The organism is Curtobacterium sp. C2H10 (assembly GCF_025407985.1).
In the GTDB taxonomy this organism is placed as follows: Bacteria; Actinomycetota; Actinomycetes; order Actinomycetales; family Microbacteriaceae; genus Curtobacterium.
The window spans coordinates 23,424-45,034 of the sequence record NZ_JABXGF010000022.1 but is presented as its reverse complement, the minus strand read 5'-3'; the positions used below and the strand labels follow the sequence as shown (position 1 = coordinate 45,034).

The following is a 21,611-nucleotide window of genomic DNA, read 5'->3' as shown; positions in this document are numbered from 1 at the left end:
ACGACGGGGGTGCCCGGTGCCTGAGGGCGACACCGTCTTCCGCGCCGCCCGTCGGCTCCACGCCGCACTGGCGGGGAAGGTCCTCACCCGCAGCGACTTCCGGGTGCCGGCGTTCGCCACGCTCGACCTCGTCGGCCGCACGGTGGACGAGGTCGTCCCGCGTGGCAAGCACCTGCTGCACCGGATCGGCGACCTGACCGTGCACTCGCACCTCAAGATGGAGGGGCGGTGGGACGTCTACGCGCCCGGGGACCGCTGGCGTCGCCCGGCGCACCAGGCGCGGGTGGTGCTCGACGCGACCGGCGGCGGACCCGGCAGCGCCGCCGACGTCTCGACGGTCGGCTTCGCGCTCGGGGTGCTCGAGGTCGTCCCCCGCGACCAGGAGTCCGAGATCGTCGGGTACCTCGGCCCCGACCTGCTCGGTCCCGACTGGGACGCCGACCTCGCGCTGGCGAACCTGACGCGGGACCCTGATCGTCCGGTCGGCCTCGCGCTGCTCGACCAGCGGGTACTCGCCGGCCTCGGGAACGTCTACCGCAACGAGCTGTGTTTCCTGCGCGGTGTCCTGCCGACCCGTCCGGTGCGCGAGGTGCACCACCCAGCGCGGATGATCGCCCTGGCGAGCCGGCTCATCCTCGCCAACCGTGACCGCAGCGCCCGTGTGACCACCGGGGTCGATCGGCCCGGTCGGCGCTTCTGGGTGTACGGCCGAGCGGGGAAGCCGTGCCTGCGCTGCGGGACGCCGATCCGGTACGGGGAGCTCGGTGAGTCGGAGCTGACCCTGCGGGACACGTACTGGTGTCCGCGCTGCCAGACCTGACGGGGCGCGGCCGCGGCCACCGCGCCGGCGCTCTGTGCGAGGTTCCGACCACTGTGGGACGCGAGCAGGGCCGCACGGTGCGCGGAACCTCGCACGCTGTCGTGGAACGCGCCGGCGCTACGCGCGCGACATGATCCACGCCAGCATGTACGACCGCGAGTTCGCCGAGTCGACCACCGCGTCCGGCAACGCCCGCGCCTCCCGCAGCGCCGTGGCCGCATCGGCCCGTGACGCCAGCGCCCGGTACATGAGCAGGTAGTCGCCGAACTGGACGTCGTACCTGCCGTCCGGCACGGCCTCGGCCAGCACCCGGCGGATCTGCGCCGCCCCGCCGGCATCGACGTACGAGGCGGCCACGGCCGGCATCGGGATGAGCTCGATCCCCGCGGGCGCGGCCGCCGCGGCGCTGAACCAGGTCGCGTGGTCGCGCTTGCCGCCCCAGGTCAGCGAGACCACCCGGTGCCGGAACTCCGGGAACGCGGAGAGGTCCGGGTCGAGCACGTCCCGCGCGGCCGAGGCCGCCTCGTTCGAGAGCAGCCACGTCCCGACGGACCGGAGCGACGACGACCCCGACGACGACCCCGACGACGAGCCGGACACCGCTCCCCACAGCGCGACGCCGTTCCACGCCGAGACGGCCTCGGACGACGACTCCTGGTTGTTGCCGTCGGCGAACGGCGAGAACCCGGACGCCCACGAGTGCTGCGCGTACGGGTCGTAGACGCGGAGCGCCGGGAACGAGGCGGTGGCCTCCGGCGAGGCGATGTCCGCGGCGACGAGGTCGGCCACGGTCCGCCACCGGCTCACGAGCGCCGGGTCGTCGGCGGCGAGGACGGCGGCTGCGGACAGCACGTAGCCGTAGTGGAAGTGGTGGTCGTTGAACTCGTCGGAGCCGAACGAGGCCTCCTGCCCGACGAGCCCGTGCAGCGTGGGGTCGTAGGCGAAGCACCGCGCCGTGCGGGTCCCGCACCCGGCGGGGTCGAACCACTGGTCGAGCTCGTCGACGACCGAGGTCTTCAGCGCGTCCGCCACCGACGAGAGGTCGAGCTGCGTCGCGAGCCGGTACAGGTTCGCGACGCGGTACAGGTCCTTCCCGCCGCCGTAGCTGTCCGCGGCGTACGACGAGGCATCCACCGTGGACGCGTCGGCGCGGACCTGCGTGACGAGCGCCGCTCGCTCCGCGGACGACAGCCCCGACAGGTCGAGGGTGTCCGAGGGCCGGACCGTGTCGACCGCGAACCGCAGGGCGGTGCCGGTGCAGACCGGGGCCGGTCCCTGGACGGTCTCGTAGTGCAGGCCGGTGCACTCCAGGCCGGTCGTGCCCTGCCCCGGCTGCGGGACGAGCACGCCCCGGTCGCCGGAGCCGAAGTCGTACGTGAGCGTCGTGCGCTGCTTCCCTCGCGAGGCGCTGCGGTCGAGCGCGACCCCCGTGAGCGGACGGGCGGCGGCGACGAGCCGGGTCGTCTGCGCCGCGGTCGCGCCGTCCGGGACCGGCAGGAGCACGACACTGCCGCCCGATCGCAGGTCGATCGCGTCGCCGTCGATCGTCCCGTCGCGGACGACGAGCTGCCAGGTCCGGCCGCCGCTGGTGACGGTCCCGGTACCGTCCCCGGTGCCGTCGATCGGCGAGGTCGCGGTGACGGTGCCGGCTCGCGCGGCGGTGTACGTCACGAGCGGCGAGCCCTCGGCGACCACCGTGTGCCCGAGGACGGTGGAGCCGTCACGGTGCTCGACGGTCACGGACACCGAGTCGTAGTCGGACACCAGGGTCGAGGTCGCACCGAGGTCGAGTCCGACCTGCTGCGTCGCACCGCCGGCGATGGTCTTCTCGGTGGCCGTGACGGTGGGGAGCCCGGCCGCGAAGCCGTCGTCGGTCACCTGCCACGAGATCGGGCTGGGGAACACCGGCTGCGGTGCCGCGCCGAAGACGAGTCCGGAGAACCAGCGGTTCGTCGGCGGCAGCAGGCCGTCGGCGAGGCGCATCGCGCCCGCCTTCGACGACGCGACGTCGCCGAGAGGGGCGACCGCGCGCGCCTGTGCCGCACCGTTCGTGGTGGGCGAGGTGGTCTCGCCGGGGTGATCCGTGCCTCCAGGACCGGTGCACGCGGTCACGAGCATCGCGACGGCCGTCACGACGGTGACGCTGGTGGACAGCCTGGAGGCACGGCGCACGCCGACCCGACGGCGCGCGTCCGGCGCCTGGTCGCGACGGGCAGACCGAGGCAGCCGGAGCATGGGGCTACAGTCCGATCTGCCGCGCGAAGTCACGGACGAGGTCCGTGACGCCCGCGAGCCGGCCGTCGTCCCGCAGGTGCAGGGTGGCGTCCACCGGCGTCCCGGGGCTCGTGATGCCGCTCGACGGCGACGCGGAGAGCTCGGGGCTCTCGACGTCGACCGTGGTCTTCGCCTGTCCCTGGTCGTTGGTCTCGACGCTGACGCTCTTCACGGTGCCCCGGATCGTCGTGTCGTTCGGGAGCACGAGGTCGACCGCGGCGCCGTTCCGGATCCGCCCGTAGTCCCGGGCCGTCACGATGAAGCTCGAGGTGACGAAGAGGCTGTCCTCCTTGTGGATCGTGCCGAGCTCGGAGCCGGCCTGCACGTATCCGCCGGTCTTCACGTCGACCTTGGCGACGGTGCCGGAGACCTCGGCCTTGAACGTGATGAAGCCGTCGGCGCCGATGTCGTACGCGCTCGTCTGCGTGTTCGCGCCCACGACGCCCTTCCGGATGTCCTGCGCGAGCTGGAGGCTCTGCACCTGGAGGAGCTGGTCGCCCTTCCGGACGGTGTCGCCCTCCTCGACGTACTCCTCGGTGACGGTCCCGCCGTAGTCGGTACCGACGGCGTACTCCTGCGCGGCGATCGCCGCGGAGGTGCTCGCCACGGCGCTCTGCCGCTGGTTGAAGACGAGCGTGAACGCCGCCACGACGACGAGCACCACGATGAGCCCCGCGAACAGCCGGAGTCGGTTCGTCCAGGTCATGCCGTCACCCCGTCCAGCATCGCGGTCAGCCGGTCCGTCACGCGGTTCCGGGCCTGTTCGCGGAACGCGGCGATGATGAACGCGAGGAACACGAGGGTGTTCGTGGTGTTCCAGGCCGTCGCGAGCGTCAGCTGCCCGTTGTCGAGGTCACGCCAGACCGCCACGACGCTCGTCAACGCCAGGAACACGAACACGAGCACCTGCGGGACGATGAAGTTGAACGGTGAGGGCGTCCGACCACGGGAGGCGCCGGTGACGTGCCACGCCTGCTCCTTGCCGCAGACGACGTTCCAGAGCGCGCTCGCGTAGATCGGGAACGAGACCGCGGCGAGCAGGAGCGTCTCGTACCGGAACGACCCGAGGGCGTAGAACGCGAGGAGCACCTGCGCACCGTAGAAGCCGAGGTAGAACAGCACCCACTCGCCGGCCCCGATCGTCAGGTTCATCGGGCGCAGGTCGAAGTAGATCTCGAGCGGCGGCACGAGCAGGAGGAGGCCGGGGACGATGCCCGTCAGGTAGAAGCTCGCGGTGACGAGGTACTGCAGTCGCTGGTCCATCGTCAGGCGGTGCTTCGGGCGGAACGGGAAGTGCGTGAGCAGGATCTCGAAGCCGCCCGTAGCCCACCGGAGCTGCTGCTTGGTGAAGCCCTCGATGGTCTCCGGGGCGTCGCCGACGGCGAGGGTCATCGGGATGAAGACGGTCTTCCAGCCGCGCTCGTGGAGCATCAGGCTCGTCCAGACGTCCTCGGACTTCGAGTCGGTGTACATGCCGCCGATCTCGTCGATGGCCTCGCGGCGGAAGATGACGTTCGTCCCGACGCAGAACGCCGCGTTGAACCGGTTCCGGCCGGGCTGGATGAACCGGTAGAACACCGTCTGCATGTACCCGGCACCCCGCGAGACGAGGTTGTGGAGGTTGCCGTACGACTGCGGGGTCTGCACGAAGGCGATCCCGTCGTCGGCGAAGAACGGCACGGTCTCGAACAGGAAGTCCGGCTTCGGCACGAAGTCCGCGTCGAAGACCGCGAAGTAGTCGCCCTTGGCGAGCGTCAGCGCGTGGTTGATGTTGCCCGCCTTCGCGCCGTGCGAGGAGAGCCGACGGACGTACCGGGCGCCGAGCTCCTCGGCGAGCGCCCGCACCTCGTCGCTCCGCCCGTCGTCGAGCACCCACGTGCGGTGCTCACCGCGCATGGCCACCGCGGCCTGCACGGTCGCGGCCACCTTGGTGAGCTCCTCGCCGTAGACGGTGATGAAGACGTCGACGTCCACCCGGCGTCCGCGCACGTGCATCGGCCAGCGGTGGGGCTGGTCGGCGGCGCCGCTCCGGGCGATGGTGTCGCGGTCGAACAGGGTGTCCTGGGTGTGGTGGAACGCGAAGTCCCGGGGGTCGGAGCCGCCGGACAGGATCGTCCACATGGACAGGAGCGCCTGCCCCACGAGCACGCTCTCGGCGACGATCACGAGTCCGTACGGCAGGAAGTCGCCCCGGTTCGCCGGGTCGAGGAGGAACACCGCGTACGCCATCACGCCGAGCGTGGCGACGAGCACGATGAGGACCATCACGGGGCTGTGCGGCCGGCTCTCGGCACGCGGTCGGACGTAGGGCACCGGCTCGGTCTGCCGGCGGCGTCGGGCGCGCTCGCGGTCGCGCGGCGTGAGCGGGGCCGGGAGCTGGAAGTCGAAGGACTGCAGCTCGTCGGTCGCCTCTGGTGCTCGGAGTGGCGTCGGGGTACGACGGACGTCGGGTGGTGCGGACATGGCGTGGTCTCCTGTCGGGTTCGGAGAGGACTCACGCGTGGTCGAGCGCAGGCGCCGACGCATCGTGAGACGGGCGTCGGCGGCTGCGGCGACATGGATGCGGACCCTCGGGAGGTCCGGCCGGCGAGGGACTAGGGATCCTGCGCCGGCGGTACTCGCGACCGTGGGTGCGGTCGCGGTGTTCGGTGTTTCGTGTCGTGGTGCGGTCGTGCTGTCGACGGCCCGTCGCCGTCGGTGCTGCGATCGTAGGTCCGACGGTGGTGCTGGTTCGTGACGAACGTGTGAACACGGCCCCGGGGGCGGCGATCGTGCGGTTTCCCGCAAGCGGCCGCCCCCGACGCGACGTCAGGCCGCGGAGCGTCCGGCGGCGGGGCGTCGGCGCAGGGTGGCGTCGAGCACGGCCGGCGGCTGGTACTGCTGGTCGAGCCGTCCGACGTCGGTGCCCGGCGGGACGATCGCGTCGATGCGGTCGAGGACCTCGTCGGAGAGCACCACGTCGGCGCCGGCGAGCAGGTCGTCGAGTTGTTCCACGGAACGCGGGCCGATCAGGGCGCTCGTGACGCCGGGGTGCGCGATCGCGAAGGCCATCGCGAGGTGGGTCATCCGGATGCCGGTCTCCTCGGACAGTGCGACCACCTGTTCGACGGCGTCGATCCGTCGCTCGTCGCGGTTGTGCCGGAACATCGTCGCGCGGGCGAGGTCGGTGTCCTGCCCCTTCCGGAAGCGGCCGGTCAGCATGCCGCCGGCGAGGGGACTCCACACGAGGGACCCCATGCCGTACCGCTGGACGACCGGGAGGACCTCGCGCTCGATGCCGCGGTTGAGGATCGAGTACGTGGGCTGCTCCGTCCGGAAGCGCTCGAGCCCGCGACGCTCCGACGTCCACTGCGCCTCGACCTGCATCGACGCGGGGAAGTCCGAGCTGCCGATCGCCCGGACCTTGCCGCTGCGGATCAGGTCGGTCAGGGCGGACAGGGTCTCCTCGAGGTCGACCGTGTCGTCGGGTCGGTGCGCCTGGTACAGGTCGATGTGGTCGGTCCGGAGGCGGCGCAGCGACCCCTCGACGGCCTGCGTGATCCACCGCCGGGAGTTGCCGCGCCGGTTCGGGTCGTCGCCCATCGGGCCGTTGAACTTGGTGGCGATGACGACGTCGTCCCGGCGGCCGGCGAGCGCCTTGCCGAGCAGTTCCTCCGAGCCGCCCTGCGAGTAGCGGTCGGCGGTGTCGATGAAGTTGATGCCCGCGTCGAGTGCGCGGCGGACGATGCGGATCGAGTCCTGCTCGTCGCCGTTGCCGATGCTGCCGTCGGTGCCGAGCATCATGGCGCCGAGGGCGAAGGGGCTGACCTGGATGCCGGTGCGGCCGAGGGTGCGGTACTGCATGTGCGGTTCCTCCTGTCGATGGCGTTCCGGGTGTCGGTGCCGTATCGTGGCCCGAAGTGGAACGCTCTTCCGGAACTATACGGAACGGCTTTCCGTTTACGCAAGAGGAGGATTCCGTGCGCGCCGACGCCCGACGCAATGCCGACGCCCTGACCGACGCCGCCAAGGCCGTCTTCGCGACCGACGGGGTGGACGCCCCCGCGAAGCTGATCGCGGACCGGGCCGGGGTCGGCGTCGGCACGCTGTACCGGCGGTTCCCGCAGCGCTCGGACCTCGTCGTCGCGGTGTTCCAGCGGGCGGTCGAGTCGACGGCGGCTGCCGCGGACGAGCTCGCCGCCGCGCACGCTCCCGACGAGGCGCTCGCCCTGTGGCTGCAGCGGTTCACCGAGTTCGTCGCGACGAAGCGCGGGCTCGCCGCCGCCCTGCACTCGGGCGACCCGGCGTTCGAGGCGCTGCCGGACTACTTCCTCGCGCGGCTCGGTGGCGCCCTCGGTGGACTCCTCGACGCCGCGGCGGCCGCGGGGACGATCCGCCCCGACGTCGACGCGCAGCAGCTCCTGCACGCGGTGGCCGACCTGTGCCACGGTGCTCCGACGATCGAGCAGAGCCAGCTGCTCGTCGGGCTGCTCGTGGACGGGCTCCGCTACCGGGCGACGGCCTGACCGGCGGGGTGGAGCCGCTCGGCCGCGGTCGCCCGGACGGCCTCGGTCACGCGCTCGAGCAGCGGTGAGGCCAGGTTCCAGCGCTGCCACCAGAGCGCCACGTCCGCCCGACGCCCGGGAGTGAGCTCGACGAGGTCACCCCGGTCGAGGGCATCGAGGCACTGGGCCTCCGGCAGCATCCCCCAGCCGAAGCCGAGCGACACCGCACGGGCGAAGTCCGCCGAGGTCGGGACGAAGTGCCACGGCCCGGACGGCGCGTGGCCGAGCACCCGCCGCAGGTACCCCTGCTGCAGGTCGTCGTCGCGGTCGTAGTCCACGAGGGGCACCCGGTCGAGGAGCCGTGTCATCCGCTGCTCGCTGTCGACACCCGGCAGGTACCGGGCGACGAACGACGGGGAGGCGACGGCCCGGTACCGGTCGATCCCCAGCGGCACCGAGGAGCACCCCTGCACCGGCTCGGCCTCGGCCGTGACCGCCGCCATCACCGTGCCCGCGCGGAGGAGTTCGGCGGTGCGGTCCTGGTCCTCGCGGTGGAGGTCGAACACGACCTCGGTGTCGGCACGCACGAGGGCGAGCGCGTCCAGGAACCAGGTGCCCAGCGAGTCGGCGTTCACCGCGAGCGGGATCGACGGGACGACCGTCTCGCCGCCGCCGAGCGCCCGGGTGGTCTCCTCGTCGAGCAGCCGGGCCTGTCGTGCGTGACGGAGGACGACCTCGCCGTCGGGGGTCGGGCGGACGGGCGTCGTCCGCTGCAGGAGCACCCGGCCCACCTGCTGCTCCATCGACTTGATGCGCTGCGACACCGCCGAGGGCGTGATCGACAGCGCTCTGGCCGCGGCGTCGAGCGTCCCGTGGTCGACCGCGGCGAGCAGGGTCTCGAGGTGTTCGCGCTGCAGTCGTGGCATGCAGCTGAGCTTACGCAGCATCAGGAACGTGAGCTGTCCTGCACGTGGCCGCGGCCGTACGGTCGGACCGTGACCACACTCCTCCCCCTGCTCGCCGGCCTCGGTACCGGGCTCGCGCTCATCGTGGCGATCGGTGTGCAGAACACGTACCTGCTCCGGCTCGCGGTGACCTCGTCGGTACGGGTCGTCGCAGCGGCGGTGGTGGTCTGCGCGCTCTCGGATGCCGTGCTGATCCTCGCGGGGGTGCTCGGCGTCGGGGTCGTGGTCGAGCGGTTCCCGGTGGCGCTCGTGGTGATCCGCTTCGTCGGTGCGGCGTTCCTGGTGACCTACGGGGTGCTCGCGGCTCGTCGGGCGCTGTGGCCGTCCGGCGCGGCGATGCGGGTGGAGTCGGCGGCGGCGGACGACGGCGTGCCGGTGGCGACCGCGGCGGTGGGACCGGCCACCTCGGCGACGGTGGGTGCGGGGCGGACGCGCACCGCGCCTCCTGGACCCCGACGGACCGACCGCGCCGTCAGCCTGCGGACGGCCGTCGTGACGATGCTCCTGTTCACGTGGGCCAACCCGCACGTCTACCTGGACACCCTCGTGTTCCTCGGGTCCGTCGCGAACCAGCAGGGGCCGGCGGAGCGGTGGTGGTGGACGGTGGGGGCGGTCCTCGCGAGTTGCCTGTGGTTCGGCGCGCTCGGGTTCGGCGGACGGCTGCTGCGGCCGTTGTTCGCGAAGCCGCTGACGTGGCGCGTGTTCGACGGGCTCGTCGCGCTCGTCATGCTCGGGTTCGGCGCGGCGCTCGCACTGGGCGCCTGACGCGGCGCGCGGCGGGGGGCCGCGCCCACGCCCGCGTGGAACCACGTTTCCGACACCGAACCAGCCCCCGCGCGTGGTTCGGTGTCGGAAACGTGGTTCGACCCGCCCGCCAGCGCCAGCGCGCGCCCTACTGCAGCCCCTTGCCCACCCGGCTGTTGCGACGGCTGTACCCGAAGTAGATCGCGAACCCGACCACGAGCCAGATGACGAACCGGAGCCACGTCTCGACCTCGAGGTTCAGCATCAACCAGAAGCACAGCACCGCCGAGACGATCGGCAGCACCGGCGACCACGGCACTCGGAAGGCACGCGGCGCGTCGGGACGCGAACGACGGAGCACGATGATCCCGATCGACACGAGCACGAACGCGGACAGGGTGCCGATGTTGATCATGCCCTCGAGCTTGTCGACCGCGGTGAAGCCGGCGAGCAGCGCGACGACGACACCCGCGACGACCTGCACGCGCACCGGCGTCTGCGTCTTCTCGTTCGTCTTCGAGAACCAGCGCGGCAGCAGGCCGTCACGGCTCATCGCGAAGACGATGCGGGACAGGCCGAGCAGCAGCACCATGACGACCGTGGTCAGACCGATCAGGGAGCCGATCGCGATGATGCCGGCGGCCCACGGCAGTCCGACGATGTCGAAGGCCGATGCCAGCGACGGCGTCTTCTCCTCGGCCAGGCGCTGGTACGACACCATGCCCGTGATGACGACGCTGACGCCGACGTAGAGCAGCGTCACGATGCCGAGGCCGATGAAGATGCCGCGCGGCAGGGTCTTCTGCGGGTTCTCGGTCTCCTCGGCGCTGGTCGCGACGACGTCGAAGCCGATGAACGCGAAGAACACGAGGGAGGCCGCGGCGAGCAGGCCGAAGACGCCGTACTGGGCGGGCTCCGAGCCGGTGAACCAGGACACGAGCGACTGGGTCCAGACACTCCCCTCCGAACCGCGGGCGGGCGACGCCGGCGGGATGAAGGGGGTGAAGTTCGCGGCCTTGACGAAGAACGCACCGGCGACGATGACGAACACGACGATGGCGACCTTGATGACCGTGATGACGGCCGAGACCCGCGACGACAGGCGGGTGCCGAACGCGAGCAGCACCGTGAAGATGCCGACGATCAGGACCGGGCCCCAGGTGAACGGGATCGGGCCGAGCTGGATCGTGCTCGGAAGCTCGACGCCGAACACCTCGAACGCGGTGCTGAGGTAGATGCCCCAGTACTTCGCGATGACGGCGCTGGCGGTGAGGGTCTCGAGGATGAGGTCCCACCCGACGATCCAGGCGAGCAGCTCGCCCATCGTGGCGTAGGTGAACGTGTACGCGGAGCCGGCGACGGGGATCGTCGAGGCGAACTCGGCGTAGCACATGATCGCGAGGCCGCAGGTGACGGCGGCGAGCAGGAACGAGATGATGACGCCGGGCCCGGCGAAGTTCGCGGCGGCGTTCGCACCGACCGAGAAGATGCCGGCGCCGACGGCGACCGCGATCCCCATCGCGGCGATGTCGAACGTCTTCAGGGAGCGTTTCAGGGACCGGCCCTGCTCCTCGGAGTCGGCCAGTGAGGCCTCGATCGACTTGATGCGGAGCTTCTGTGCCATGGGGTGGATCCCGTCATCGGCTGGCGGCGGACCCCGCGACATTACTGGTGTACCACCCCGACACGCAAACACCGCGGACGGGCGTGGCCCGGCAGCGCGGCCTGCGACAGCGCATGGTCCGGGGCCCGGGAGGCGCGGCTCGGCTCAGACGGACCGGCGCCAGTCCGACAGGAACCGCGCTCCGGCGTCGTCGTGGATCACGCCGTCGGGTGCCGTGAGCACCGGGTAGGGCGTCGCCGGGACCCCGTCGGACGGGCGGACGTCGACGTGCGCCACCTCGTGGCCGTTCGCGTGCAGCCAGTCCGCCATCGCGTAGTCGCTCCGGGAGTCGCCCATCGTCCGCCACGCCAGGGGCAGGTCGCCGTCCTGCGCGAGGAGCTCGAGCGACCGCTCGGCGCCCATGTCCTTGCCGCTGCGGTCGGACTCGACGTCGGTCGAGATGATCGTCGGGTCGATCCGCCACTGCACGGCACCGTCGGCGTCGGGGCGGACGTCGTCGAGCCGGCGGACCCCGAGCCCGCGGCGCTGGAGCGCGGCCATGGCCTTCGCGTCGAACTCCGGCTGGCGGGCGAGGTACGTCGCGTTCGGCACCTCGACGCGCTGCTCGATCGAGACCATCGCGCGCTTCGTCTCGTCGAAGAAGACCAGGTCGGCGTACTCGTCGCGGACGAGCTCGCGCATCTCGTCGGCGTAGTCCCGCGGCAGCGCCAGGTCCTCGGCGACGGTCAGCTCGCCCATGCCGCCCTCGTACTGCGGGCCGATCGAGCACCAGACGGCGCCCTTCTCGCACACGGCGTGCACGCGGCCGCCCGCCGCGAGACCGCCGGCGAGCAGCGGTCCGACGACCTCCTGCCGGATGAAGGCGTCGCTCCGCCCCGTGTTGAACACGACGGGGATGCCCTCGGCCGCGAGCGCGACGAGGTCCTCGATGATGCTCGGGATCGCGATGGTGCGCGAGACGGGGCTGGCGATGGGCCCGTCGACGTCGAGCAGGAGTCCGAGGCGAGGTGCGTTCACGACGACCATCCTTGCAGCCCCGGTGGTCAGCGCCGTGCGGCCGACCGCGCGGTGAAGCGGTCGAGCAGCTGGCCGAGGGCCTCGGGTGCGGGCACGTGTCCCTGCCCCGGCACCTCGGCGTACTCCGAACCCGGGACGGCCTCGACGACCGCCCGGGCCGCCTGCCGCATCCACTCGAGGCCGTCGCCGCCGGCCGCGACGAGGACGGGCACACCCACGGCTGCAGCCACCCGCTCGGGGATCGCGAGACCGTTGAGGACCCGGACGTCACGGCTCAGCACGTGCGCGTCGACGACGAGGGACCGCCACAGCGCACCCTTCAGCCGGAGTGCGGTGATCTGGCCCATGGGGACGCCGAGGACGTGCGCGAGGAACGCCCGGACGGCCTGGGCGCGACGTCCGACCGCGACGTGCTCGTCGAGGACGTCCGCGAAGACGACGTCGTCGGCGTGCGGGTCGACGGTGGCGCGGTAGGGCGGTTCCCAGAGCACGGCGGCGTCGAGTCGGACGCCGCCCGCGAGGCCGTGCAGCACCACGCCCGCACCCACGCAGAGGCCGACCGCCGTGACGGGACCCTCGACGTCGGCGACGACGGCCGCGAGGTCCTCGACCTCGCGCTCGATCGCCCACGGGTCGGTGTCGCCGCTCGCGCCGCGGCCGCGTCGGTCGTAGGTGATGACCCGGTAGCGGTCCTGCAGGGCCGCGGTCAGGCCGGTGACGAACGGGGTGCCGTGGTGGTCGAACGCCCCGCCGACGACGACGAGCGCGGGGCCGGTCCCGGCGTCGGACACGGCGAGCACCGTGCCGTCCGCGGAGACGACCGTGCGGTCGACGTGCTGGTCCATGGGGTCCTCGAAGGTGGGTCGACCGCGGTGCGCCGCTGGCGCGCGTGGGGTCCTTCGGGTCTGGTCCTTGGCGGGTCGGTTGTGTCGAGCATGACAGCCCCGTGCCCCCGCGTCGACACCCGCAACCAGGGGGAGAACACCGGTCCGGCCGCTCTCGACTCAGACCAGGGCCGTCGTGCCCACCGACTCCCGCTCGAGCAGGGACCGCTTCACGTCGAGCCCCCACGCGAAGCCGCCGAGCGTGCCGTCGGTCCGCAGCACGCGGTGGCACGGCACGAACAGCGCCGGGGCATTCCGCGCACACACGCTCGCCGCGGCCCGGACGGCGTCGGGTCGCCCCATCGCGGCGGCGAACCCGGTGTAGGTCAACGTCCCACCGGCGGGGATCAACCGGAGCTGCCGCCACCCCTCGGCGAAGAGCTCGGTGCCGAACTGACGCACCGGCACCTGCATCGCGTGCTCGACCTCGCCCGCGTAGAACGCGTCGACGGCGTCCGCCGAGGCCACCCGCCCGTCGACCACGCGTTCCGGCCGGTGCCGGTCGGCGAGGCGCGCGAGGATGCGCTCCGCGTCGTCCGTCCAGCCCGAGGCGAGGACACGGCCCTCGGTGTCCTCGAGCACGGTGAAGGGGCCGTCGGGGGTGTCCAGCGTCTGGATCGTCGCATCGGTCATCGTTCGTCCTTCCGGGCGGCCGGAGCCGCGGTCGTGTGGGTCGCACCGGTCGTCGCCGTCGCGCGGTCGATGATCGGTCGCCAGCAGTGCATCGTGAGGTAGCTCCGCCACGGCGCCACCTGCTCCGACCATAGGGAGAGCTCGCGCGCCGAACCGGGCAGACCGAGTTCCTGTGCACCGTTGCGCACCGCGAGGTCGCTGTGGAGGAAGACGTCCGGGTGGTGGCGGACCCGGAGCGCCACGTAGTCGGCGGTCCAGGGCCCGATGCCCTTCACCGCGAGGAGTCCGGCGCGCAGCTCGTCGAGCGACTGCCCGCCGTCGACCACGAGCGACCCGTCGGCGAGCGCGGCGGCCACCCGGAGGATCGTGTCGACGCGGGCAGCCGGGCCACGGAGCACCTCGTGCCCGCGGGCCGCGATGACGGCGGCGGACGGGAACAGCAGGCCGTCCGGCGCGATCGCGGACGGCACGGGCGCACCGAGCGCCGCGACCAACCGTGTCTGCGCCGTCCGGGCCGCCGCGACGGACACCTGCTGGCCGATGAGGGTCCGGAACACGATCTCGTGCGGGTCCACGGCGCCGGGCAGCCGGATGCCGGGGACCCGGGCGACGGCGTCGGCCAGCTGGGGCACCGCGCCGAGCACGGCGTCGACGGCTTCCGGATCGGCGTCGAGGTCGAAGTACGAGCGCACCCGCGCCACGAGCGTCGGGAGGTCGGAGAGGTCCGTGACCCGCACGCGCAGGTCGATCCCGGTCCCCCGCCCGGCCACCCCGGGGACGGAAGCCGAGGCGCTGAACCAGGCCGCGCCTCCTGGCAGGTCGAGCACCCGTCCGTACGACGTGACCCGCCCGGCGTCGTCGACCTCCACCTGCTCCGTGCCCGCCAGGGCGTGCAGCGCGTGCCAGTCGAGGAGCCCCTGCGCGTCGAACGGCGCGCGCGCCGGCAGGTGCACGTGCAGCGCCCCGTCCGCGACCGGTTCGAGCGCGCGGCGTGCGCGGAGCTCGGTCGGCGTGACCGCGAAGACCTCGCGCACGGTCTCGTTGAACTGGCGGACGCTCGCGAACCCGGCGGCGAACGCGACGTCCGCGACGGGCAGGTCGGACGAGGTGAGCAGCGTCCGCGCGGTCTGCGCGCGGTGCGCCCGGCTGAGCGCCTTGGGCCCGGCACCGAGCTCGGCGGTCATGATGCGGTTGAGCTGCCGCTCGGAGTACCCGACGCGGGCGGCGAGGCCGGGCACGCCGTCGCGTTCGACGACGCCGTCGAGGACGAGGCGCATGGCGCGTCCGGCAACGTCCTCGCGGAGGTCCCACTCGGGGCTGCCCGGTGTCGCCTCGGGCAGGCAGCGCTTGCAGGCGCGGAAGCCGGCGAGGTGCGCGGCGGCACTGGTGCGGTAGAAGGTGACGCCGGACTCCCGGGGCGTCCGGGCCGGGCACGACGGGCGGCAGTAGATGCCGGTGGAGTGCACGGCGGTGACGAACTGCCCGTCGAACCGGGCATCGCGGGAGGCGACGACCCGGTAGCGCTCGGCGTGCAGTGCGTCTGGTGCGGTGGACATGCCCACAGCCTGACACGGCTCACCGACATCGACTGGCGGAAATCAGACAGGGCAGCGGACGTCCGTCGGCGCGGGGACGGCGGCCTGGAGGCGCGGCTAGCGTGGGGTGCGTGACCGACGTGGACGACGTGGCCGGCTCCGGCGACCTGCCCTTCCGGACCGACGTCGAGATCGCGCTGCTGCTGGTGTCCCGGCGGCACCGCTACGAGGGGCGACCGGCGGACGGGGCGCTGCCCGCCGTGGACGGCGAGCCGGACGACCTGCGCGAGCGCGTCGAGCTGCGCGCGGGACTCGGGATCGTCGGCGACCGGTACTTCGCGTCGCGGGCGCACGTGCACGCCTCGGTGACCGTGATCGGACTCGAGGGGCTCGACGCCGTCGCCGCCGAACTCGGTGCGGCCGTCGACCCGGTCCCGACCCGGCGGAACGTGTTCCTCCGCGGGGTGGACGTCGAGGCGCTCCGAGGCCAGCCGTTCGCGCTCGACTCCGGGCAGGGGGTGGTCCGCTTCCGCGGGTACCGGCCGGCGAACCCGTGCGCCTGGATGGACCACGAGGTGGCCCCGGGGGCGTTCCGGGCGATGCGCGGGCGGGGCGGGGTGCGGTGCGACCCGGAGTCCGACGGCGTCCTCGCCCTCGGTCCCGCGGTGCTCCGCACGGCCCGCCCCGTCGCGCTCCCCTGACGCGCCAGCGCAGTGCCGGCTACGCGGTCAGTGCGGACTCGATGGCGTCGACGAACGCCGGCAGGTCGTCCGGGTTCCGCGAGGTGATGAGCCCGCCGTCGACCTGGACCTCCTGGTCGACCCACTCGGCCCCGGCGTTCCGCACGTCGGTCTGCAGCGACGGGAACGACGTGATCGTCTTCCCCGCCACGACACCGGCCTCGATGAGGGTCCACGGCCCGTGGCAGATCGCGGCGACGGGCTTGCCGGCCTCCGCGAATGCCTGCACGAGGGAGACCGCCTGCTGGTCGGTGCGGAGGGTGTCGGCGTTGATCGTGCCCCCGGGGACGACGAGCGCGTCGAACGAGCCGGCGTTGACACCGGCGATGGTGGTGTCCGGGTCGACGTGCTGGCCCGGGTCCTTGTCGCCGACGAGGGTCGCGATCGCCCCGGTCTCCTGCGCCGCCACCGTCACCGTCGCGCCGCGCTCGCGGAGCTGGTCGATCGGGACGACGATCTCGTCCTGCTCCACGCCGTAGTTCGTCGCGATGACGAGGATCTTCTTGCCGTCGAGTGCTGCCATGGTCGTTCCTTCCGCGGCCCGGTCGTTCCGGCCGCACGACCAGCGTCGTCGGGGAGCGCTGGAAGCGTCCGCAGGTGGACAGCCGTGGGCGGCGGTCAGGTCAGCCGCGGATGCGGAAGGCCGTTCCCTCGCGCTCCACGGAGATTCCGTCGTAGCCGCCCATCCGGTACAACCCCGCGGTGACGTCGGCCTCGAGCGTCCCCACGACGACCGTGGTCGCCCCGGAGGCGATCGCGGCCTCGAGCCCGGCGGGTGCGTCCTCGAAGGCCACGCAGTCGGCGGCGTCGACACCGAGCAGTGCCGCACCGCGCAGGTACCCGTCCGGGTGTGGCTTGCCGTGCTCGACGTCCTCGGAGGCGACGAGCGCCTCGGGCACGTGCACCCCGGCGGCCTGCATCCGCTCCACCGCGAGGTCGCGGGGCGCACTCGTGACGATCGCGACCGGCACCCCGGCGTCGACCAGGCGGGACACGAACGCCCCGGCGCCCGGGACCTCCGAGATGCCCTCGGTGCTCTCGCGCTCCTCGGCGACGAGCCCGGCAGCGATCCGCAGCTGCTCGTCGTGGTCGAGGTCGGGCAGGAAGCGCTGGATCGTGCTGATCGCCTGACGACCGTGCGAGAAGGCGAGGATCGCCGCGGGGTCGATGCCGTGCTCGACGCCGAACCGGGTCCAGGTCGCCTCGACCACCGCGGTCGAGTCGACGAGCGTCCCGTCCATGTCGAAGAGGACCCCGGACGCCACGATGTCGATCACGCGCCCGACCCTAGCGTGCCGCCCCGGTCACTCGCCGGGGTCGGGCGCGCGGTGCCGGTCACTCGCCGGGGTCGGGTGCCCGCACGTACCGGGTGAGCAGCACACCGTCACGCCCGAGGAGTACGTGGGCCGGCCGGAAGCGCCGGAGGTCGGGCGAGCCGCCGTGGGTGATGCGCGGGCCGGCACCACCCTCGAGCGACGGGTCGACCGTCAGCGTGAGTTCGTCCACGAGGTCCGCGGCCACGAGCGCCCCGAAGAACGTCGGTCCGCCCTCGCAGTGCACCGTGCCGAGGCCGCGCGACACCAGGGCGTCCCGGAGGGCGACGGGGTCGACCGTGTCCGGGTCGTCGTCGGAGCTGCACGGCACGACGTCCGCGACCGCCGCGAGCGCCCCGGCCCGGGGCGACGACGCTGCGGTCGTCGAGGTGAGGACGATCGGACGCACCGGCGCCTCGGTGAACACCCGGGACGCCGGGTCGAGGGACAGCGAGCCCGAGACGATCGCGAACACCGGGTGGTCGGACAGCCCGTGTGCCCGCCGCCACGCCACGTCGGCGTCGTGCAGCACCATCGGCCCGTAGCCCTCGTCACGGACGGTCCCCGCGGCGACCAGCACCGTGTCGGCCACCCGGCGCAGCAGGTCGAACACGCGCAGGTCGTCCGGCCCGCCGAGCGAACCCGAGACCCCGTCACCCGCGGCCGTCGCCGAACCGTCGAGCGTCGTCACGAAGTTCACGCGCAGCCAGGGTGCGACCGCCCCCGCCGTGTACAGCTCGAGCAGCTCGTCGTCGGACAGGTCGGCGATCGACGGCGGGAGGACGATCACGTGTTGTGCCGCGCTTCCACCGGTGCCCGCCAGCCGAGCGTCGCCTCGACCATGCGCATCGCGTCCACGCTCTCGGCGACGTCGTGCATCCGGACGATCCGCGCGCCGAGCATCGCGCTCACGGTCGCGACCGCCAACGACCCGGCCAGTCGCTCACCGCGGGGACGCCCGAGGGACTCCCCCACGAAGTCCTTGTTCGAGACCGCCGCGAGCACCGGGTAGCCGAGCGCGACAACCTCGGGCAGGCGTCGGGTGAGCTCGAGCGTGTGCACCGTGTTCTTGTTGAGGTCGTGCCCCGGGTCGACGATGATCCGCGACTCCGGGATGCCGGCCGCGAGGGCTCGGTCGACCCGCTCGCGCAGGAACCCGACGACCTCGGTCGTCACGTCGCCGTAGTGCGGCGGGGCCGGCAGCGGACGACGGGGCTCCGCCAGCGAGTGCGTGATCACGATCGTCGCGTCGGAGTCCGCCACGACGGCCGCCATCCGGGGGTCGGACAGCCCGGTCGTGTCGTTGACGACGCTCGCACCGGCCTCGATCGCCGCCGCGGCGACCTCGGGCCGGAAGGTGTCGACGCTGATCGTCACGTCGGACTCCTGCGCGAGCTGCCGGACGACGGGCACGACGCGGTCGATCTCGTCGGCGGCGGGCAGCTCCGGCCCCGGCGCGAACTTCACGCCGCCGATGTCGACCCAGTCCGCGCCCTGCTCGGCCGCGTGCACGGCGGCCTCGACGGCACGGTCGAGTGCGAAGGTCGCGCCGCGGTCGTGGAACGAGTCGGGCGTGCGGTTCACGATCGCCATGACGGCGATGCGGTGGTCGAAGTCGAAGGTCCGGCGGCCGATGGTGCGCACGGGCTCGCGCAGGTCGGGGACGACCCACCCGGGTGCGGTGGCAGCAGGGCCCTGGCGCGCCCCGCCTCGCTCGGTCGTCACGCGTCCGCCCCGCGGCCGGCTCCGACGTCCGCGCCTGCACCGGCACCGATCAGGGCGATCGCCTCGGCCCGTCCGGCGGCCTCCGCCAGGGTGCCGGTCGCCGCCACGGTCACGGTCGTCGACCCGGTCTGCCGCTCCCCACGGGTCGTCACGCACTGGTGCTGCGCGTCGAGGACCACGAGGACGCCGGCGGCCCCGAGCCCCTCGGCGATGGTCGCCGCGACCTGCTCGCCGAGCCGCTCCTGCAGCTGCGGACGGGAGGCCACCGCGTCGAGCACGCGCGACAGCGTGCCGAGGCCGATGAGCCGGTCCCCCGGCGCGTACGCGAGGTGCGCCACACCGAGGAACGGGAGCAGGTGGTGCTCGCACACGGACCGGAACTTCACGTCGCGCACGATCACGAGCTGCCCGCGGTCGCCCGGTTCGGCGTGGACCGTGCCGTCGCGGGCGATCGCCACCGCGTCCGTCCCGATGCCGGAGAAGAACTCGGCGTACGACTCGGCCACACGAGCGGGCGTGCGGGCGAGTTCCGCGCGGTCGGGATCCTCGCCGATCGCGAGCAGGAGCTCCCGCACGGCGGACTCGATGCGCGCACGGTCCAGACGTTGGTTCACCCGTCCATCCAACACCAGCCCTGGCCGCAGAACGCGACCGGCCACCGGGGGTGACGTACCCCGTCGAGGCGAGCCGCGCCTCCAGGAAATCCCCTGGAAGGAAGCTGTGACGTGCCGGAAACCCAGCGCCCTTTAAGCTTGTTCGGTGAGCGCCCCGCAGACCGACACCACGCCCCGGAACCGCTTCGCGACCGGCCTCGACCGCTTCTTCTCCATCACGCACCGCGGATCGACGATCCCCCGCGAGATCCGGGGCGGCCTCGTCTCCTTCGTGACGATGGCCTACATCGTCATCCTCAACCCGCTCATCCTCGGCGGGTTCAGCCAGGACCAGGCGCCGCAGGACGTCCTCGGCGGCTGGCTGCAGAACGCCCAGGTCGCCGCGGCCACCGGACTCGTCGCCGGGCTCATGACGATCGCGATGGGCCTCATCGCGAACCTGCCGTTCGGCATCGCCGCGGGGCTCGGGATCAACTCGTTCCTCGCCGTCAGCGTGGTGCACCAGGTCACCTGGGCCGAGGCGATGGGCCTCGTCGTCATCAACGGCGTCGTGATCGTGATCCTGGCGTTGACGGGCATCCGGACGATGATCTTCACGGCCGTGCCGGCGCAGCTCAAGGCGGCCATCACCGTCGGCATCGGCCTGTTCATCGCGTTCATCGGCCTGGTCGACTCCGGGTTCGTCCGCACCACGAAGAACGCCTCGCCGCCGCTGCAGCTCGGCGAGGACGGCTCCATCGCAGCACTGCCGACCATCGTCTTCCTGATCGGCCTCGTCATCATCGGCACGCTGATGGCCCGCAAGGTCCGGGGTGCCCTGCTCATCGGCATCGTGGCGACCACGGTCATCGCGATCATCCTGCAGGCGATCTTCAAGGTACCGACCTCGGTCGACTCGCCCACCGGCTGGAACCTCAACGCGCCGGGGCTGCCCTCCGCGCTGTTCGCGGTGCCCGACCTGTCGCTCGTCGGTCACGCGGACGTCTTCGGCGCCTTCACCCGCATCGGCCCCATCGCCGCGTCGATGCTCGTCTTCACCCTCGTCTTCACGAACTTCTTCGACGCCATGGGCACGATGACCGGCCTCGCGAAGGCCGCCGGTGTCGCGAACCCCGACGGCACCTTCCCGCGCCTGAAGTCGGCGCTCGTCGTCGAGGGTGCCGGCGCGATCGCGGGTGGTGGCGCCTCGGTGTCGTCGAACACCGTGTTCATCGACTCCGCCGCCGGCATCGGCGAGGGCGCCCGGACCGGCATGGCCTCCGTCGTCACCGGTCTGCTGTTCCTGGCGTCGATGTTCCTCACGCCGCTCACGCAGGTCGTCCCGCTCGAGGTCGCCGCCGCCGGGCTCGTGGTCGTCGGTGCGCTCATGGTGGCGCAGGTGAAGGACATCGACTGGACCGACTTCGGGGCGGCGCTGCCGGCGTTCCTGACGATCGTGATCATGCCGCTGACCTACTCGATCGCGAACGGCATCGGTGCGGGGTTCATCAGCTGGGTGCTCATCAAGCTGCTGTCCGGTCGTGGCCGTCAGGTGTCGTGGCTGCTGTACGTCGTGGCGGCGGGCTTCCTGCTGTACTTCGCGCGGGGGCCGCTCGAGGTGCTGCTCGGCGTCGGCTGAGGCGCGGCGCGGACGCGCTGCGCGCGTTCGCTGCGTTCGCGTTTCGCACAACGAAAGTCGCCCCGAACCACGGACAGTCGTGGTTCGGGGCGACTTGCGTTGTGCGCGGGCACCGGGTCCGGGAGGCGCGGCCTCAGTCCGCCAGGTCGGCCGGCGTCGCCTCGTGGTGGCGTCGGCCCCGGGAGCGCCGGTCCTCCTTCATGCCCGCCTCGAACAGGTGCTTCCGGCCCTGCACGAGCTCGTCCCGCGCGGTCCGTTCGAGCTCCTTCGCGAGGGCGTAGTACCCGTCGTCGTAGTCCTCGACGACCTGGAACGTCCACCGGCCGGCGATGACGTTGCGTCCGACGAGCTCCGAGTCGATGCGGTCCGCCAGCTCGGTGTGGCCGGCGTCCCGGAGCTGCTCGACGGCCTCGCCGAGGTTCAGGTCCGCCTTCCCGGTCAGCCGGTGGAAGCCGTAGAGCAGTCCGCGGGCGTGCTCGATCACCTCGACCGCTGCCGACAGGGTGCCGAGCGCCTCGACCGTGGCGTCCGAGACCCCCTCGGGCACGCGGTGCTGCTCGTCGGGGCCCTGTGCGTCGTCGTGCGGTGCGTCGTTCGTCATGGGTCCCGTCTACCGGACCG

General features: G+C 72.6%; 21 protein-coding genes. 5 read left to right on the top strand and 16 right to left on the bottom strand.

Going from position 1 to position 21,611, the window contains the following annotated elements:
• Window positions 1-16 precede the first annotated feature (16 nt).
• Window positions 17-820: a DNA-formamidopyrimidine glycosylase family protein gene (locus HWD93_RS10080; protein WP_261646744.1), complete on the top strand. Its 804-nt coding sequence runs from the start codon at window positions 17-19 to the stop codon at window positions 818-820.
• A 117-nt stretch (window positions 821-937) separates the two neighbouring features.
• On the opposite strand, the gene HWD93_RS10075 is transcribed toward HWD93_RS10080, so the two are convergent.
• The 4 genes from HWD93_RS10075 to HWD93_RS10060 form a co-directional block, all read right to left on the bottom strand.
• Window positions 938-3,055 (bottom strand): glycosyl hydrolase, encoded by a 2,118-nt coding sequence (locus HWD93_RS10075; RefSeq protein ID WP_261646743.1) that lies wholly within the window; start codon window positions 3,053-3,055, stop codon window positions 938-940.
• Between the two features lie 4 nt (window positions 3,056-3,059).
• A complete protein-coding gene (locus tag HWD93_RS10070) occupies window positions 3,060-3,800 on the bottom strand; it encodes an HlyD family efflux transporter periplasmic adaptor subunit (RefSeq protein WP_070417640.1) in 741 nt (246 codons plus the stop codon).
• Window positions 3,797-5,557 carry a cellulose synthase catalytic subunit gene (locus HWD93_RS10065; protein ID WP_261646742.1) on the bottom strand — a complete coding sequence of 587 codons (1,761 nt, stop codon included), beginning with the start codon at window positions 5,555-5,557 and terminating at the stop codon, window positions 3,797-3,799. The genes HWD93_RS10070 and HWD93_RS10065 overlap by 4 nt, the downstream gene beginning before the upstream one ends.
• Before the next feature lie 345 nt (window positions 5,558-5,902).
• The gene (locus HWD93_RS10060; protein WP_261646741.1) at window positions 5,903-6,937 is read right to left on the bottom strand and encodes an aldo/keto reductase; all 1,035 of its coding nucleotides are present in this window, start codon (window positions 6,935-6,937) and stop codon (window positions 5,903-5,905) included.
• Between the two features lie 116 nt (window positions 6,938-7,053).
• Here HWD93_RS10060 and HWD93_RS10055 point away from each other — a divergent pair, with 116 nt between their 5' ends.
• Window positions 7,054-7,599, top strand: coding sequence for a TetR/AcrR family transcriptional regulator (locus tag HWD93_RS10055; RefSeq protein ID WP_083295158.1), 546 nt, complete (start codon window positions 7,054-7,056; stop codon window positions 7,597-7,599).
• On the opposite strand, the gene HWD93_RS10050 is transcribed toward HWD93_RS10055, so the two are convergent.
• Entirely contained in the window at window positions 7,581-8,504 is a 924-nt protein-coding gene (locus HWD93_RS10050; protein ID WP_261646740.1) for a LysR family transcriptional regulator ArgP, read from the bottom strand. The genes HWD93_RS10055 and HWD93_RS10050 overlap by 19 nt on opposite strands.
• Before the next feature lie 69 nt (window positions 8,505-8,573).
• On the opposite strand from HWD93_RS10050, the gene HWD93_RS10045 reads away from it, so the two are divergent.
• A complete protein-coding gene (locus HWD93_RS10045) occupies window positions 8,574-9,308 on the top strand; it encodes a LysE family transporter (RefSeq protein ID WP_261646739.1) in 735 nt (244 codons plus the stop codon).
• Between the two features lie 127 nt (window positions 9,309-9,435).
• Here the strand turns inward: HWD93_RS10045 and HWD93_RS10040 are convergent, their stop codons facing one another.
• The 5 genes from HWD93_RS10040 to HWD93_RS10020 all read right to left on the bottom strand — a co-directional run bounded on the left by HWD93_RS10040 (window position 9,436) and on the right by HWD93_RS10020 (window position 15,001).
• Window positions 9,436-10,911 (bottom strand): amino acid permease, encoded by a 1,476-nt coding sequence (locus tag HWD93_RS10040; RefSeq protein ID WP_261646738.1) that lies wholly within the window; start codon window positions 10,909-10,911, stop codon window positions 9,436-9,438.
• A gap of 144 nt (window positions 10,912-11,055) precedes the next feature.
• The gene (locus HWD93_RS10035) at window positions 11,056-11,937 is read right to left on the bottom strand and encodes a hypothetical protein (RefSeq protein ID WP_374115156.1); all 882 of its coding nucleotides are present in this window, start codon (window positions 11,935-11,937) and stop codon (window positions 11,056-11,058) included.
• Between the two features lie 17 nt (window positions 11,938-11,954).
• Window positions 11,955-12,773: an alpha/beta fold hydrolase gene (locus HWD93_RS10030; RefSeq protein WP_261646736.1), complete on the bottom strand. Its 819-nt coding sequence runs from the start codon at window positions 12,771-12,773 to the stop codon at window positions 11,955-11,957.
• A 159-nt stretch (window positions 12,774-12,932) separates the two neighbouring features.
• The gene (locus HWD93_RS10025; protein ID WP_070417632.1) at window positions 12,933-13,445 is read right to left on the bottom strand and encodes a methylated-DNA--[protein]-cysteine S-methyltransferase; all 513 of its coding nucleotides are present in this window, start codon (window positions 13,443-13,445) and stop codon (window positions 12,933-12,935) included.
• Window positions 13,442-15,001, bottom strand: coding sequence for an AlkA N-terminal domain-containing protein (locus HWD93_RS10020; protein ID WP_261646735.1), 1,560 nt, complete (start codon window positions 14,999-15,001; stop codon window positions 13,442-13,444). Before HWD93_RS10020 ends, HWD93_RS10025 begins: the two co-directional genes overlap by 4 nt.
• Before the next feature lie 110 nt (window positions 15,002-15,111).
• Here HWD93_RS10020 and HWD93_RS10015 point away from each other — a divergent pair, with 110 nt between their 5' ends.
• Window positions 15,112-15,681 carry a molybdenum cofactor biosysynthesis protein gene (locus tag HWD93_RS10015; RefSeq protein ID WP_261646734.1) on the top strand — a complete coding sequence of 190 codons (570 nt, stop codon included), beginning with the start codon at window positions 15,112-15,114 and terminating at the stop codon, window positions 15,679-15,681.
• 19 nt (window positions 15,682-15,700) lie between these two features.
• On the opposite strand, the gene HWD93_RS10010 is transcribed toward HWD93_RS10015, so the two are convergent.
• From HWD93_RS10010 to folE, 5 genes are all read right to left on the bottom strand, one after another.
• Entirely contained in the window at window positions 15,701-16,243 is a 543-nt protein-coding gene (locus HWD93_RS10010; RefSeq protein ID WP_261646733.1) for a type 1 glutamine amidotransferase domain-containing protein, read from the bottom strand.
• Between the two features lie 100 nt (window positions 16,244-16,343).
• Window positions 16,344-16,997, bottom strand: coding sequence for an HAD-IA family hydrolase (locus HWD93_RS10005; RefSeq protein ID WP_261646732.1), 654 nt, complete (start codon window positions 16,995-16,997; stop codon window positions 16,344-16,346).
• A gap of 58 nt (window positions 16,998-17,055) precedes the next feature.
• Window positions 17,056-17,823 (bottom strand): pyrimidine reductase family protein, encoded by a 768-nt coding sequence (locus HWD93_RS10000; RefSeq protein ID WP_261646731.1) that lies wholly within the window; start codon window positions 17,821-17,823, stop codon window positions 17,056-17,058.
• Window positions 17,820-18,758, bottom strand: a complete 939-nt coding sequence (gene folP / locus HWD93_RS09995) for a dihydropteroate synthase (protein ID WP_261646730.1) — start codon at window positions 18,756-18,758, stop codon at window positions 17,820-17,822. Before folP ends, HWD93_RS10000 begins: the two co-directional genes overlap by 4 nt.
• Window positions 18,755-19,372 carry a GTP cyclohydrolase I gene (folE, locus tag HWD93_RS09990; RefSeq protein ID WP_229085577.1) on the bottom strand — a complete coding sequence of 206 codons (618 nt, stop codon included), beginning with the start codon at window positions 19,370-19,372 and terminating at the stop codon, window positions 18,755-18,757. The genes folP and folE overlap by 4 nt, the downstream gene beginning before the upstream one ends.
• A 145-nt stretch (window positions 19,373-19,517) precedes the next feature.
• Between folE and HWD93_RS09985 the strand changes: the two genes are divergently transcribed.
• Entirely contained in the window at window positions 19,518-20,990 is a 1,473-nt protein-coding gene (locus HWD93_RS09985) for an NCS2 family permease (protein ID WP_071295179.1), read from the top strand.
• A 133-nt stretch (window positions 20,991-21,123) separates the two neighbouring features.
• Here the strand turns inward: HWD93_RS09985 and HWD93_RS09980 are convergent, their stop codons facing one another.
• Window positions 21,124-21,591, bottom strand: coding sequence for a hypothetical protein (locus HWD93_RS09980; protein WP_261646729.1), 468 nt, complete (start codon window positions 21,589-21,591; stop codon window positions 21,124-21,126).
• Window positions 21,592-21,611: the final 20 nt, after the last annotated feature.

Coding starts and splice junctions, on each gene's coding strand:
- HWD93_RS10050 (WP_261646740.1), bottom strand. CDS start 8,504: ATGCCACGACTGCAGCGCGAACACCTCGAGACCCTGCTCGCCGCGGTC.
- HWD93_RS10035 (WP_374115156.1), bottom strand. CDS start 11,937: ATGGTCGTCGTGAACGCACCTCGCCTCGGACTCCTGCTCGACGTCGAC.
- HWD93_RS10020 (WP_261646735.1), bottom strand. CDS start 15,001: ATGTCCACCGCACCAGACGCACTGCACGCCGAGCGCTACCGGGTCGTC.
- HWD93_RS10070 (WP_070417640.1), bottom strand. CDS start 3,800: ATGACCTGGACGAACCGACTCCGGCTGTTCGCGGGGCTCATCGTGGTG.
- HWD93_RS10040 (WP_261646738.1), bottom strand. CDS start 10,911: ATGGCACAGAAGCTCCGCATCAAGTCGATCGAGGCCTCACTGGCCGAC.
- HWD93_RS10030 (WP_261646736.1), bottom strand. CDS start 12,773: ATGGACCAGCACGTCGACCGCACGGTCGTCTCCGCGGACGGCACGGTG.
- HWD93_RS10060 (WP_261646741.1), bottom strand. CDS start 6,937: ATGCAGTACCGCACCCTCGGCCGCACCGGCATCCAGGTCAGCCCCTTC.
- HWD93_RS10010 (WP_261646733.1), bottom strand. CDS start 16,243: ATGGCAGCACTCGACGGCAAGAAGATCCTCGTCATCGCGACGAACTAC.
- HWD93_RS10025 (WP_070417632.1), bottom strand. CDS start 13,445: ATGACCGATGCGACGATCCAGACGCTGGACACCCCCGACGGCCCCTTC.
- HWD93_RS10075 (WP_261646743.1), bottom strand. CDS start 3,055: ATGCTCCGGCTGCCTCGGTCTGCCCGTCGCGACCAGGCGCCGGACGCG.
- HWD93_RS09980 (WP_261646729.1), bottom strand. CDS start 21,591: ATGACGAACGACGCACCGCACGACGACGCACAGGGCCCCGACGAGCAG.
- HWD93_RS10065 (WP_261646742.1), bottom strand. CDS start 5,557: ATGTCCGCACCACCCGACGTCCGTCGTACCCCGACGCCACTCCGAGCA.